General features: G+C 45.3%; 6 protein-coding genes. 3 read left to right on the top strand and 3 right to left on the bottom strand.

Annotated elements, in window-relative coordinates:
• Nucleotides 1–11: 11 nt before the first annotated feature.
• The 3 genes from MIC7113_RS16460 to mnmA all read right to left on the bottom strand — a co-directional run bounded on the left by MIC7113_RS16460 (nt 12) and on the right by mnmA (nt 4,956).
• Complete coding sequence (locus tag MIC7113_RS16460; protein WP_015183292.1) at nt 12–2,423, bottom strand: caspase family protein; 2,412 nt, start codon at nt 2,421–2,423, stop codon at nt 12–14.
• A 154-nt stretch (nt 2,424–2,577) separates the two neighbouring features.
• On the bottom strand, nt 2,578–3,759 hold the full coding sequence (gene sat, locus MIC7113_RS16455) for a sulfate adenylyltransferase (protein ID WP_015183291.1): 1,182 nt from the start codon (nt 3,757–3,759) through the stop codon (nt 2,578–2,580).
• A 135-nt stretch (nt 3,760–3,894) separates the two neighbouring features.
• Nucleotides 3,895–4,956 (bottom strand): tRNA 2-thiouridine(34) synthase MnmA, encoded by a 1,062-nt coding sequence (gene mnmA, locus MIC7113_RS16450; protein WP_015183290.1) that lies wholly within the window; start codon nt 4,954–4,956, stop codon nt 3,895–3,897.
• Nucleotides 4,957–5,381: 425 nt separating this feature from the next.
• Between mnmA and MIC7113_RS16445 the strand changes: the two genes are divergently transcribed.
• The 3 genes from MIC7113_RS16445 to MIC7113_RS16435 all read left to right on the top strand — a co-directional run bounded on the left by MIC7113_RS16445 (nt 5,382) and on the right by MIC7113_RS16435 (nt 15,273).
• Nucleotides 5,382–6,899 (top strand): MFS transporter, encoded by a 1,518-nt coding sequence (locus MIC7113_RS16445; protein WP_015183289.1) that lies wholly within the window; start codon nt 5,382–5,384, stop codon nt 6,897–6,899.
• A gap of 303 nt (nt 6,900–7,202) precedes the next feature.
• Nucleotides 7,203–13,316 carry a hybrid sensor histidine kinase/response regulator gene (locus tag MIC7113_RS16440; protein ID WP_015183288.1) on the top strand — a complete coding sequence of 2,038 codons (6,114 nt, stop codon included), beginning with the start codon at nt 7,203–7,205 and terminating at the stop codon, nt 13,314–13,316.
• Complete coding sequence (locus MIC7113_RS16435; protein ID WP_015183287.1) at nt 13,306–15,273, top strand: ATP-binding response regulator; 1,968 nt, start codon at nt 13,306–13,308, stop codon at nt 15,271–15,273. The genes MIC7113_RS16440 and MIC7113_RS16435 overlap by 11 nt, the downstream gene beginning before the upstream one ends.
• The last annotated feature ends 69 nt before the right edge of the window (nt 15,274–15,342 follow it).

Raw genomic sequence — 15,342 nt, 5'->3', positions numbered from 1 at the left:
AACCCGAAGTCTCAGACGACCTGATAGATAAAACTGAGAGTAGCCCATGCATTAACATCCAATGCATAGCTATCGGAAGTGGTACCAATCAACTCTGGAGCAACGGCACTAGCATTGTGTAAATCTTGGAGCACAGAGCGAGCGACTTCCAAGGGATTAAATAAATCCCCGATGCGTTCTCCTTCCCTTTTACGCCGCGCCGAGTCCAGTGCCATGAGACTTTTGGTGAAGGGTGTTCGACTGCAAATGAGTTGAATTTCTGCAAGTCCTGGTGGCTCTTGAATTACCCAGTTAGACGCTGAAGATTGAGGCAGCGTCAGAGTTTCCCCAGGGGCAATCAAGGCATTGTTGAGAGGGGGTTTGTTTTCTGTGTCCTCTGGACTTTGAGAGACTTGGTTATGATAAAGCGCGATCGCATTGCCGCTGGTATCCATGCCCACTAGCATGAAATAAATTGGGCGATCGCTATAATTTTCCAACCGATATTGGATCTGACTGCCAATCGGTACGGTGGGGAGATTTCCTTCTCCAGCCTTTGCAATCAAATCACTAGTCTTCTTGTTATTGGCAAATGCCTTTGCAGGAGAAGAAGAGGGTGAAGACGCCCGCCAGGTTTCTCGTTGCATCACCACGGTTCCTTGAGGGGAAACCATCTCTAGGGATGCTCGGATGCCCAACCGGGAAGACCCTTCATTGACCGTTAAACGCAACAACTTGGCGGCTAATAAGGTTTCCAGCTTAGGGTTCAGCCGATTAACCGCTGACCTCACAGCTTCTCCAGCTTCCCCTGCCGTATTCCGAATGGGTTCACGACCCAGATAGAACAGTCCATAGCCCCCCGTCCGTCCTAATGTATCCATCCCCTCTGGGCGTGTTGTGGCTACATCCACGGGGACATTAGCGGCTACAGGTGCCGCCCCAGGAGATAAGGGCACCTTGCCAAACACATAATCAGCGGGTTGTTCTCCGGCAATCACCACCGATGAGACAGGCGGAATAGCAGCAAAAGCACTCGTAGCATCCACCCGCTCAATCCGTTCTAGACTCACATCCAGAGCGATTGTGAGACCCAGATTGCGGGGTAGGAGACGAACGGCTTCGTGTACGAACTGCCCAACCTTGAGTGGGGAATTATCCGTCACACTGATACCCACAATTCGTGCCTTTGCCGTCAGCCCCTCTTTTGAGCGGATTTGCAGTTGTGCTGATGCGGGAGATGGAGGAGACACAGGAGAACTCTCTTGCCCCCCTTCCCCAGCAACGGAGGGAAGTGAACCATTCGGATAAAGGTTGACAATAGAATTGGAACCGTAGTATTCCAGAACGGTTGCGGGAAGCCCTGCTAACCACAACTGTGCTGTTCTGCCATTCTCTTCAACTGCCGTCACGACACCATCCGCCCCGATGCTGGGATCGGGAGGTAAGTAATAGGCGAGTAATGAACTTTGTTGGCTTTTTTGATGGATGACGCGGGGCTGTTGCTCTGTTCCAACCATTTGATTCACCATTCCCGCCGCACGACTCAAGCTAATCTGAATCGTTGTTGCAGGTGAAGCCTGCCACAGATGTTGAGTAAGAGCGTAGGTAAATAAGCCTGCACTAAAGCCATTCCATTGCACCTCGGTTGCCAGTTCACTGGGGCCTGCGGCGGCAAGTAGAATTCCTGGCATTTGGTTCGGGCTGATGGTGTTGAACAGCTTTTCCCCGATGGGGTTGGTGCGAAGCCGGATTTGCTCTTGAAACGCCAACTCATTGAGACTCGGAGCTTCTGCGGGTGGGTTGGGGGAAGACCGCACACGGAGATTGCCTTGCAGGACGCGACTTGAGGCGATGTAGCTGGTATCTAGGATGGTGGTAACGTGGTCTGTCGGTAGCGATCGCAGCAGCAAAATCAGGGTGTCTTCGAGTAAATCGTTCCCCACCGAAGCGCCGTTAGTTTGTACGATCCCATCGCTTGGCACGAGGCTATTTTGCAGGCGGATAGAGTCATCGCCCGAAGCGTCCTGACCCATCTTGACGCGGCTACCATAGCCACTGAAGTGGAACACCACAACATCACCGGCCTTCGCTTGCTCGATTAAATGCTCCACAAAGGCGGTTTCGATATTCTCCCGACTCGCTTGGCTATCCGTCAGCGTCAAGATATCCTGACGCTTGAAGCCAAATCGATGCAGTAACAGTTCCCGTTGCAGTTCCACATCCGTGACACAACCAGTTAATGCCGTGTTCCGAGGATACTGGTTGATTCCCACCAGTAACGCTAACTTCCGTCCGCTTGGTTGTGCCAAGGCTTGGAAATAGCGATCCAACACGGGTACGGCTAAGCTTTTATCACCCAGGAGTGATAGTACAGTCTCACTCACTCCCAGCATGGCTAGCCCCAAACCAGCTTTTTGCAGAAAAGTCCGCCGATTAAGTCCCATATCAGCTATCAGCTATCAGCTATCAGCTATCAGCCTACCAGGAATGTCGAATTGGGAATTGCAAATCGGGGGGAGATCGATTTTTATTGTGGGTGGAAGCACTGACATCATGACACCTGAAGTAAAAATCTGTGGCACGGCTATCCTGCACCCATCAAATCTCATAATTGGTAATATTCATCGCTCTTGCCAATTCGGCGGCGACAGCAGGGCGTGAAAACTCTGGCGGTGGCAACTCGCCCCGACGCAACATCTCCCGGACTTTCGTTCCGGATAGATGAACCCGCTCTTCCGGTCTCGATGGGCTAGTTTTCGTGGTTGCCATCTGCTCAGTACGCTTGCAGTAGAAGGCATGTTCAAACTTCATCGGCACGATTCCCAGTTCACCTAACTCATACTCATCAAAGATGTGCTGGGCATCGTAGGTGCCATAATAATCACCCACACCGGCATGGTCGCGCCCCACAATGAAGTGAGTACAGCCATAATTCTTACGAATCAGAGCGTGGAAAATTGCTTCTCTGGGTCCGGCATAGCGCATAGCCGCTGGATTAATCGCCAGAATCACACGAGTTTCTGGAAAGTAAAGTTCCAGCATAATCTCGTAGCAGCGCATCCGCACCTCAGCGGAGATATCGTCACTCTTGGTGGCACCGACAAGGGGATGCAGGAACAGACCATCTACGGTTTCTAGGGCACACTTGATGATGTATTCGTGTGCTCTGTGGATGGGATTGCGGGTCTGGAATCCGACGACTGTTTTCCAGCCCTTTTCTTGAAACAGGGCACGAGACTTCGCGGGGTCAATTTGGTACGTGGGAAACTGGGGATGATGGTCGCGTTGCAACAACCAAACCGGGCCTGCTAAATTAACGTCTCCCTGCTCATAAACGACTTTAACCCCAGGGTGTTCTTCCTCATCGGTGCGGTAAACATTCACCGCTTCCCGAACTTTGTCGTAACGATACTTCTGAGTCAGCTCTAAAACACCAACAAAGTTCCCGTTCGGGTCATCCAAACGTACCAAACTGCCTTCTTTTAACGGTTCTGCTACGGCCTCATCCACAGACAGTGTGACCGGAATTGACCAAGGCAAACCGTTGGCTAGCCGCATCGTCTCAACCACTGTGTCGTAGTCGGCTTGCTCCATGAAGCCAATCAGGGGACTAAATGCCCCAATGGCAATCATTTCTAAATCGGAGGTTGCCCGTTTGTCGAGTTGGACTCTGGGGAGAAAGTCGGCTTTATCTAAAAATTCATGCCGCTGGTTGTGCGAAGCAATACGGTGAATGAGCTGACCGCCGTGGGGGGCAATGCTCTCTGGATGCTGACTCAAAATGATCCCCTTTCTACGTAGACTGTAATTCCAAATTAATCTTCTTTCTATACAACGGCAATTTTACTGATAGTTGCCCTCCTCTGAGAAGTAGTCTCTGTTGGGGGAAGACCAACTCTCCTAGGAACCGTTACTTTAACCCGCCGTCGGTCGTTCGATAATGCCACCCCCGAGCACGATATCGCCCTCGTACAACACAGCGGCTTGTCCTGGGGTGACGCTAAATTGCGGCTCATCAAAGACCAATTTCATGCGGTTTCCTTCTAAAGGAATCACAGTCACTGGTACAGCAGGGGAACGATAGCGGACTTGCGCGGTCGCTCGAATAGGCGCTGTGGGTTCAGGGATCGAGACCCAGTTTACTCGTCCTACTGTACATTCTGGCTGAGTGGCATGGGTGCGATCGCCAACAATCACTTGGTTCCGTCCCGCGTCTATGCCAATCACATACAAGGGTTGAGCCGCCGCAATCCCAATGCCCTTACGCTGTCCAATTGTGTAATGGTGAATGCCGTTATGCTGCCCTAAAACCTTCCCATCCACGTCCACAATATTACCTGAGCTTTGGCTGATGTACTTGTCCAGAAAGGCTTTCATAGAACCATGAGATTCAATCAAGCATAAGTCTTGGCTTTCTGGCTTATCGGCTGTCTTGAGGTTATATTCAGCCGCAAGGCGTCGCGTTTCTGTTTTCTTGAGTTCTCCCAAGGGAAAGACGGTTCCCGCTAGCTGGTCTTGAGTTAAGTCGTAGAGAAAGTAAGATTGGTCTTTTGTCAAGTCCACGGCTCTGAGCAATTGATAGCGAGCGCTCGTTGCCTCATACTGAATTCGGGCGTAGTGACCTGTGGCAATTTGGTCAATTCCCAATTGTTCGCGAGCATAACTCAGCATCGGGCCAAACTTCACCGCCCGATTGCACTGCGAACAAGGCAAAGGCGTGATTCCGGCCTCGTACCCCGATACCAGATAATCCACAATATAATGCTGAAAAACATCGCGGCTATCCACAATATGATGGGGAATCCCCAATTGTTCACAGATGAACGCCGCATCGACCATCCCCTCAGAGCAACATTGACCTTTCCCTTTCATTAACCACAGGGTTAGACCAACAACTTCGTATCCTTGACGATGTAGGGTAGCGGCGGCGACAGAACTGTCTACTCCACCAGAGAGGCCGACGACGACTCTGTTCATGAAATCACACGTAGTATGCTTGAAATACAATTCTTCTTATAGGCTAACATCTATGTGCTGAATACGGTTGAAAACCTGAGCATGGATCAATGCCCAAGGGAATCTTCGTGGAAATAGGTTGAACCGAATCATCTCTAGTGACGCAGAACGTACTGTCCCTAATCACTGGATAAACCTCTATCGTAAGGTTAGTTTTAATTAAATTTAATTTTGCAATTATATATAAATTCATCTCTACCATTTTTTCATATCTACTGAATTTAGATAATCAATTAACAAGCTTAACTAATAATAGTTGCCTCTATAAAAAAAGCTAAAAATAGGGAATTTAGATTCTACCGTCGTGACTGTCCAATGGCTCTCGAAGCCAGAAGATAGATGAAAGATTCTTCTGCCGCGCAAGCCGTAAATATTGGCTATCCACCATGCTCGAAAAAGAAGAAAATCGTAATTTACTTGAAACAAAATCGCTTTATCTTGAAGAAATCCAAGAGGATATAGCTTCTTTAGAGACGGTACTTCTGACCAACCCGCCTCTAAAACTTTCCAAGCCGGAAACGCGCTCAACTCTTAGAGCATTAACGCTCGAAGGTGTCTTCGGTACGCTTTTTTACAGTATCATTGGCGGCGCGTTGCTGAGTAATTTCTTATTGGATCTGGGTGCGGGTCCGGTGGAAATTGGGATGCTCGCCTCTATTCCTCAGTTGGTGAATTTACTCCAACCCTTCGGAGCTTATTTAGCCGATCAAATGCAGAGCCGCTATCGGTATTCTCTCTCCATTTTTGGGCCGTCGCGGCTGCTGTGGTTGATTCTCGTGCTAGCCATTGGGTTGGCAGGCTCGTTTCATATCCCTGGGCATCAGCTCGTGCAGTTGACATTGGCGATCATTTGGGTAACTCAACTCTTAGAATCTTTTGGTCGTGCTTCTTGGCTGAGCTGGATGGCGGCTTTAGTCCCTCAACGGGTGCGGGGACGATATTTTGGCTTTCGCAATAGTGCTGTTAGTTTGACAAATCTGATCGGTGTGCCGTTGTTGGCTTTAGTCGTATCGAACTGGCCTGGTGGAAGGCTTCAAGGTTACGGTGCCATCTTGGCTTTAGGCATTGGGCTTGGCGTAACCAGTCTGGTTTGTCAGTTCTTTATGACCGATGTAAACCCCAAGCGGGTACACGCCACGCATTCAGATTTAGGGGAAAGGTCGTCCCTCAAAACAATTTTTAGCTTCCTGGAGGATGCTAATTTTTTGAAGTTTTTGCTTTATTCGGGCTTATGGAGTTTTGCGGTTAATGTCTGCGCTCCCTTCTTTAACCTCTACTTGCTGGATGACCTGAGTATAGATGTCAGCGTAGTAACGCTCTATAACAGCATCGGAGCGGGTGCTAACTTACTGATGTTGGTGTTTTGGGGAAAGCTGGCTGACCGAGTTGGAAATCGCCCAATTATGCTAGTTGTGGGGATTTTGGTGGCTCTGACACCTCTACTCTGGCTAGAAGCTGGAACGGCTCCGATTTTCTTATGGGTGTGGTTCCCTCTGTTACACATCATCGGTGGTGGGACGTGGGCAGCGATTGACTTGTGTAGCAACAATCTTTTGATGGGGGTGGCACCATTGTTGCATCAGTCGATTTATTTTGCGATCGCGGCAGCGGTTCCGGGTGTCACTGGGGCGATAGGAATCACGACAGGTGGCTTTCTCGCTACTTTGACCAATTTCGGTGGATTGCCAGGAGTATTTGCCCTCTCAGCTATCTTAAGACTGGTGGCTCTCCTGTTCTTAGTTTTTGTTCACGAGCAGCGTTCTGTTTCTTTGGGTAAGTTTTGGCTCCTGCTGTTGCCAGCTTGGTGGAGAAGAGTGCCGATTGAACCTGGAGATATCCGGTTTCAACCCTTGATCGTTGAAGAGTTGGATTCTCCACCTGAAAGCTCATGCGAGCAATCTTAACTTAATTGAACTTATTTAATCGTTATCCTCCATTAGATTGCTTAGGCCGGGGTTAACTGGATTGGCAGAACCAGAATACATCCGGCGTAATCGGTTATAGCAAACAAAGCATAGGTTAAGACACAATAGAAATAGATAAAAATAAGGAGCTACAGCCGTTCACCTAGCATCCTAATCTATACTTTGACGGCTATAGCGAAGCATCCCGGAGGGTTATCGTTTATATCATTCAAGTACATCTTACGTGATGGCTGGAGGATGCTCGCACACAGCTCCAAAAGATTCTTTATTGAGAGGATGAAAATGAGTTTAACAATTGCAGGTTACAACCTGATTGAAGTCATTTATGAAGGTTCCACCACTCGTGTTTATCGTGCGACGCAAGAGAGAGAATCCCTTTCAGTGATTATAAAAACGATCAAAGCTGAGTATCCTACTATAGAACAGATCGCTCGGTTAAGACATGAATATAAAATTCTCCAATCCTTGGAAATAGAAGGAATTGTTAAACCCTTATCTTTGGAAAGATATAAAAATGGAGTAGCGTTAATTTTATCAGATTTTGGTGGAGAAACTCTAAAAAAACATTTCACTAGCCAAAAATTTGAACTAACCCATTTATTTCAAATAATAATTCAGCTAACTTCAATTCTCGAACAGTTACATCACGAGAATATCGTCCATAAAGATATTAAGCCCTACAATATCTTAATTAATCCTAAAACCTATCAAGTAAAACTTATTGATTTTAGTATTTCATCATGCTTATCAAATGAAAATCAGGCCGTTAGTAATCCCAATTTAATTGAAGGGACTCTCGCCTACATGTCACCGGAGCAAACGGGGAGAATGAACCGCTCCATTGACTACCGAACAGACTTTTATTCTTTAGGCGTTACCTTTTATGAATTGCTGACAGGACAACTACCTTTTCAAGCTACCGATCCCCTGGAATTAGTTCACTGTCATATTGCTAAAACACCTGTCTCTCCTATAGAAGTCAATTCAGAAATTCCCCAAACCGTTTCAGATATCGTGATGAAATTATTAGCGAAAACGGCTGAGGAACGATATCAAAGTGCCTTGGGATTAAAGGCTGACTTAGAAACTTGCCTGAAGATGCTAGAGGAGTTCGGTCAGATTTCCCCCTTCCCTGTTGGTCAACTCGATTTATACAGTCAATTTCTTATTCCCCAAAAGCTTTACGGTCGCGAAAAAGAAGTTGCGCTGCTCATGGATGCCTTTGAACGAGTCAGCATTGGGGCCACTGAAATGATGTTAGTTAGCGGCTATTCAGGGATTGGGAAATCTTCCTTAGTCAAGGAAGTACATAAACCTATTGTCCGCCAACGTGGGTATTTTATTTCCGGTAAGTTTGACCAATTCAAACGAAATATCCCTTATGTTTCTCTGATTCAAGCCTTTCAAGAATTAATGGGTCAGTTACTCACCGAAAGTTCTGATCAGATATCCGTTTGGAAAGCCAAACTTTTAGAAGCTTTAGGTACTAACGGTCAAGTCATTATTGATGTTATTCCCGAAGTTGAGGAGATTATCGGGTCTCAAGTTCCTATACCTCAATTAGGCGCAACTGAGTCTCAAAATCGCTTTAATCGAGTATTTAAGCAATTCATTCATGTCTTTACCAAACCGGAACATCCCCTTGTTTTGTTTCTCGATGACTTACAGTGGGCTGATTTAGCTTCCCTCAAATTAATTCAGTTGCTTGCATGTGATGTTGATAGTCAATATCTCTTGTTGATTGGAGCCTATCGTGACAACGAAGTCAGTGCCACTCATCCGTTAATATTGACTTTGGATGAGATTCAAAAAACAGACCGGGTTATACACAATATCGTTCTCCAACCCCTACAGCTCACTCATGTCAATCAACTAGTCAATGATACCCTGCGTACAGATACAGAGCAGTCCAGCTTACTAGCTGATTTATTATTTAATAAAACTCAGGGGAATCCCTTCTTTTTAACTCAATTAATTAAATCTCTTTACCAAGAGGGTTTTTTCTTGTTTGATTTCATCAAAGGGAAATGGCAGTGGAATATTGAAAATTTAACAGGCATTGATATTACAGAAAATATTGTTGAGTTAATGGTAAGGCAAATTCAAAAGCTGTCGCCAAAGACGCAGAATGTCTTAAAGTTAGCGGCCTGTATCGGTGATAAATTTACCTTAGATATTTTAGCCATTGTCAATGAGAAATCTCTCTCCGAAACCGCTACCGATTTATGGGAGGCTCTTCAAGCGGATTTAGTGGTTCCATTGAACAATTCCTACAAAATTCCTCTGGCATTGGAGCAAGATATAACTAGAGTGGGGCAAGGCTCTATCCAATCCGTAATTTCCCTTAACAATGATGTTTTTGGTCAAGATGTTGCTAACGTTTCTACGGCTTCTCTAAATCGAATTACTTACAAATTCTTACACGACCGAGTACAGCAAGCGACCTATTCTCTTATCCCTAATGATCGCAAAAAACAAACTCACCTACAAATCGGTCAATTGCTGCTCAAAAATACCATAGAAGCAGAAAGACAAGAAAATATTTTTGCTCTGGTTAACCAACTTAATTACGGGACGGACTTACTGGCTTCTGAGGTGGAAAAATATGAGCTAGCACAACTCAATCTGATTGCAGGACAAAAAGCCAAAGCGGCTGCCGCTTATGAAGCAGCTGTCAACTATCTATTGGTGGGTCTAGGGTTACTGTCAAAATCCTCTTGGACTCATCAATATGAGCTGACTCTCAAACTCTATATAGAAATCACAGAATCAGAATATTTAAGTACTCACTTTGACCGGGCTAATGAATACGCCGAAATCGTCCTGCAACAAGCAACTAGTCTGCTTGATCGAGTAAAAATCATGCAGATAAAAATGCTGATGTATATGTCTCAAATTCTGATGAAAGAGACAGTAGAAACTGGGTTACAAGTTCTAGAAATGTTGGGAATTCCCTTAGAAGAATTACCACCCAGTTTACCCAACATTGAGAAACTACTCACGTTGCCAGAAATGACTGCACCTGATAAAATTGCCGCCACTCAAATATTAATTACCCTCGTGAGCTCTGTTTATTTTACAGACCCAAGTTTGTATCCAAAAGTTGTATATACCTTAGTTCATTTATCGGCTAAATATGGTAATGCTCGCGCTTCAACCGTTGGCTATGGTTTCTACGGTATGCTTCTATGCGGCAGTTTGACAGATATTGATTCTGGATACCGCTACGGTCAATTGGCTTTGGAATTATCAGATCAATTAGATACTAGAGAATTTAAATGTAAACTCCTTAACATCTTCTACGCTGGAATTGCTCAGTGGAAAAAACCAATTTCCTCAACTCTAGATTTTCTACAAGATGGGGTACACATTGGCCTAGAAACAGGGGAATTGGAGTATGCGAGTTATTGTGCTTATAACTTTTGTACACATTACTTTTTCAGTGGAGTCTATTTAGACTCAATTTCTAATAAATTAGAATACTATACTGAATTAATGCAGAAAATTAAACACGAGTGGGCGGTTACCTCTCTCAATTTATTGCGTCAGACGATATCAAATCTACAAGGTCATGTAAAAGATAAATATTTACTCATTGGTGAAATCATCAATGAGAATGAAATGATTTTAGTTCTTCAAAAAACGAATAATTTCATAGGATTGGTTTTAATTTATTTACTAAAAACGTTAATTTACTATATTTTTAAGCGTCCTAAAGAGGCAGTTAATGCCGCAATTCTGTCTGGACAATATGTTAGTACAGTTACTGGACTAATTAGTTTTAGCGAACATAATTTTTATTATTCTCTAGCTCTTCTTGCTCATTACTTCTATGCCGACAGTAGCGAACAAGAACAATATTTAGTACAAGTGTCATCCAATCAAGAAAAAATGAAGCAGTGGGCAGAACATGCTCCGGAAAACTTCCAGCATAAGTATGAATTGGTAGAAGCTGAGAAAGCTCGTGTTTTAGGGCAAAAATTGGCAGCAATGGAGCTTTATGACCAGGCGATTGCGGGAGCAAAAGAGTATGGATATATCCAAGAAGAAGCCATCGCGAATGAATTAACGGCAGAGTTTTATTTTTCCTTGGGTAAAGAGAAGTTTGCTGAGATTTATCTGACCGAATCTTACTATGGATATGTTCGCTGGGGAGCCACCGCAAAGGTTCAGGATTTGGATGCAAGATATCCTCACCTTTTTTCTCGGAATTCACCGCAAAAACATCCAGATCTAGAGGTAAATCGGACAATTAGCTCTATGAGTACTGGGAGTTCTGGTGTCCTAGATATAGCTACAGTTATTAAAGCCTCACAAGCTCTTTCGAGTGAAATTGTCTTGGAAAATCTGTTGTCAAGATTGATGCAGATTGTGATAGAAAATGCTGGAGCTGAAAAGGGATTTATTCTGCTTGAAAAATCCAATAAGTTAGTTATAAAAGTCTCAAAAATGGTAGATAAAGATAAGAGACTAATTTATCAGTCTACTCCTATAGAGACCAGCGATAAACTCCCTCGCTCAGTTATTAACTATGTAGCTAGAACCCAGAAAAATGTTGTACTCAACAATGCCACGAGTGAGGGAGTATTTACTACTGACCCCTACATCGTTCAGCATCACCCTAAATCTATTTTATGTACACCAATCGTCCATCAAGGGAAACTCATCGGTCTTCTTTACTTGGAAAATAACCTGACAACAGGTGCCTTTACGCCGGAACGATTGGAAGTTTTACAATTGTTATCCTCTCAAGCCGCCATCTCCATTGAAAATGCTCGTCTGTATCAGGATATAGAAGAGGCTAATGCCAACCTGAAACGATCTCACGAACAATTAGCAGAGTACAGCCGAACTTTGGAAGCCAAAGTTAAAGAGCGAACCCTAGAGTTACAAGATAAAAACTTTCATCTGCACCAAGAAATTCGTGAACGCCAACGAGCCGAACAAGCCGCCGACGCCGCCAACCAGGCCAAGAGCGAATTCCTCGCGAACATGAGCCACGAACTCCGCACCCCGCTCAATGGCATTTTAGGTTATACCCAAATCTTTAAAAAAGACAAAATCTTAACCGAGCAGCAAAAAAATGGAATTGGGATTATTCATCAGTGCGGCGAACATCTGCTGACGCTGATTAACGATATTTTAGACCTCTCTAAAATCGAAGCCCGAAAAATGGAGCTTTACCCGAAAGATTTCCATCTTTCTGAATTTCTAGAAGGAATTACAGAAATTTGCCGAATTCGTGCCGAACAAAAGGGTCTTGTGTTGGTTTACGAGACCTTGACTCCATTACCCAAAGTGATTAGAGCCGATGAGAAACGACTGCGGCAAGTTTTGATTAACTTACTCGGTAATGCCGTTAAATTTACACCAAAGGGTCGTGTCACGTTCAAAATCGGCTATCAGCAGGGGAAACTCCGATTTCAGGTGGAAGACACAGGAATTGGCATTGCACCCAACCAATTAGAAGAAATCTTTTTACCCTTCCAACAAGTGGGCGAACACAGCCGCGAAACAGAAGGTACCGGCTTAGGACTAGCCATCAGCCGTCAATTTGTTGAGATGATGGGCGCGTCACTGGAGGTAAGGAGTACCCTAGGAGAAGGAAGCGTTTTCTGGTTGGATTTAGATTTGCCTGAAGTTGACCAAGGAGCGGATACTGTCAAGGTAGATGAACGCCATATCATTGGGTTCAAAGGCTCCAAACGGAAAGTTCTGGTGGTCGATGACAAGTGGACGAATCGCTTAGTTCTGATCAATCTGCTAGAACCGTTGGGGTTTGAAGTGCTGGAAGCAACGAATGGCTTAGAGTGTCTTGCCCAAGTGCGTCAGTTTAAGCCCGATTTAATATTTATGGATTTAGTCATGCCCGTACTGGATGGCTTTGAAAGCACCCGTCGCATCCGGCTGTTGCCCGAGTTGCAGGGAGTCGTTGTGATTGCCATCTCAGCTAGTGTGTTTGACTTTGATCGCCAACAAAGTCAGGAAGTCGGTTGTGATGATTTTCTCCCCAAACCCCTCCGAGAGGCAGAGCTTTTAGAAAAATTACGAGTTTACTTGGGGCTGGAATGGGTTTATGAAGAGTCAGGCGTAGGAACGACACCTGCGCCTCTCGTACAGGCGTCAGCCGTCATGAGTCAAGAGTCACTGCTCAATGGCAATAAGCACCTGACTTATCCAGAATTCATCAATCTGCCAGCAGAGGAACTGGACGTTTTACTCGATCTGGCGATGATGGGTGACCTCAGAGGCATTACCGAACAAACCTCACACCTTGAGGCATTAGACCCCCAATGGCTGCCCTTAGCCACCCATCTTCGTCAACTTGCCAAAAGCTTTAAAGGAAAACAAATCCTCGAATTATTAAAAAATATGAAGAGGCAAAATGAGTGCTGATCCGACGAATCAAAGTGTCATTCTCATCGTCGATGACACGCCCACGAATTTAGAAATGCTGTTTGATTTCTTAGGTCTTGCCGGGTTTAAGGTTTTGATTGCGGAAGATGGCGAAAGTGCGATCGAGCGAGCTGAATATGCCCCACCCGACCTGATTTTATTGGACGTACTCATGCCAGAAATGGACGGATTTGAAACCTGCCGCCGCTTGAAAGCCAATGAACTCACCAAAGACATCCCTGTGATTTTCATGACGGCGCTATCGGAGACGACGGATAAGGTGAAGGGGTTAAATCTGGGTGCGGTGGATTACATTACCAAACCGCTTCAGCATGAAGAGGTTTTAGCGCGTGTCCAGCTCCAGTTGCGTCTGCGTAACTTGATGAAAACCCTCCAAGAACAAAATCAGCGTCTGGAAAAAGAAATCCAACAGCGCCATCTCTCGGAACAGAAAATCCGTGAACAAGCCGCCTTGCTTGATATCACCACGGATGCGATTCTTGTTCAAGACTTGGATAACCAAATTCTATTTTGGAACAAAGGGGCGGAACAAGTTTATGGTTGGACAGCCGAAGAAGCGATCGGCAAACATGCCCTGAAACTCTTGTATCGGGAAGCACTATGTGATATTGAAAATCCCTCGCAACTTCTGGCTGAGTGTGGCTCTTGGCAGGGTGAGTTACGTCATGTCACCAAACAAGGGAAGGAAATTGTCGTGGCGACACGCTGGACTTTAGTCTGTGATGAACAGGGGGTACCCACATCCATCCTCACCGTCAACACCGACGTTACCGAGAAAAAACAACTCGAAGCCCAGTTTCTCCGAGCTCAGCGCATGGAGAGTCTGGGAACCTTAGCCAGTGGCATTGCCCACGACCTCAACAATGCCCTGACCCCGATTATGATGACCGTTCAACTGTTAGAAACCAAACTTCACGACGAGCAGAGCCAAGAGTGGCTTTCCATCATGGAAACCAATGTTAGACGGGGGGCAGATTTGGTTAGACAAGTCCTATTGTTTTCACGAGGACTTGAAGGTCGGCGCAGCACTCTAAAGGTAGAGAAATTAATTTCAGAAATTGAGCAGATTGTCAAACAAACCTTTTCCAGAGCGATTGAGATTCACACCGATCTACCCGCGCAAAATCTTTGGACGATTCGGGGAGAAGCAACTCAATTGCATCAGGTACTCATGAACCTCTGCGTTAATGCCCGTGACGCCATGTCAGAAGGCGGGATTCTGAAGATTTCGGCTGCCAATTTGTGGGTTGATGAGAGTTATGCCCGGATCAATTTGGATGCTAAAGTTGGGCCTTATGTGGTCATTACAGTAACGGATACAGGAAGCGGTATTTCTAGAGAAATCATTGATAAAATTTTTGAGCCTTTTTTCACAACCAAAGATTTGGGTAAAGGAACAGGACTGGGTCTTTCAACCGCGATCGGCATTATCAAAAGCCACGGTGGTTTCGTGAATGTCGATAGCCAAGTCGGGAAAGGAACAGAGTTTAAGGTCTACTTACCCGTTACACAAAGCAGGGAAACTGATGGGATACAAACCGATCATCATGAATTATTAGCAGGGCATGGAGAATTAATTCTCTTGGTGGATGACGAAGAATCGATTCGTGAGGTTAGTAAAACCTTGCTAGAAGCCAATGGCTACAAAGTTTTAGTCGCAAGTGATGGGATTGAAGCTCTTGCTCTGTATACGGAACATAAGGAAGAAATCAGGGCGGTTTTGATTGATATGATGATGCCGTCGATGGATGGGCCAACAACCATTCGGGTGCTACAAAAAATGAATCCCCAGGTCAAGATTATTGGTGTCAGTGGATTGGTATCAAACCATAAAATGATTGAGCTTGTTGGGAGTTGTGTCAAAACTTTTTTGCCCAAACCTTACACGTCAAATGAATTGTTGAAGAATCTACAAACCGTTCTCAGCACCCACTAGTGCAGCTTGGCAAAAGTTTGTAACTACCTCTACCTATTTTTCATGCAGGGGAGCGGGGGCGCAGGGGAA

Origin of the sequence: Allocoleopsis franciscana PCC 7113 (assembly GCF_000317515.1) — a bacterium.
Classification (GTDB): domain Bacteria; phylum Cyanobacteriota; class Cyanobacteriia; order Cyanobacteriales; family Coleofasciculaceae; genus Allocoleopsis; species Allocoleopsis franciscana.
The sequence above is the reverse complement of the archived record's forward strand: the minus strand, read 5'-3'. Positions and strand labels throughout refer to the sequence as shown.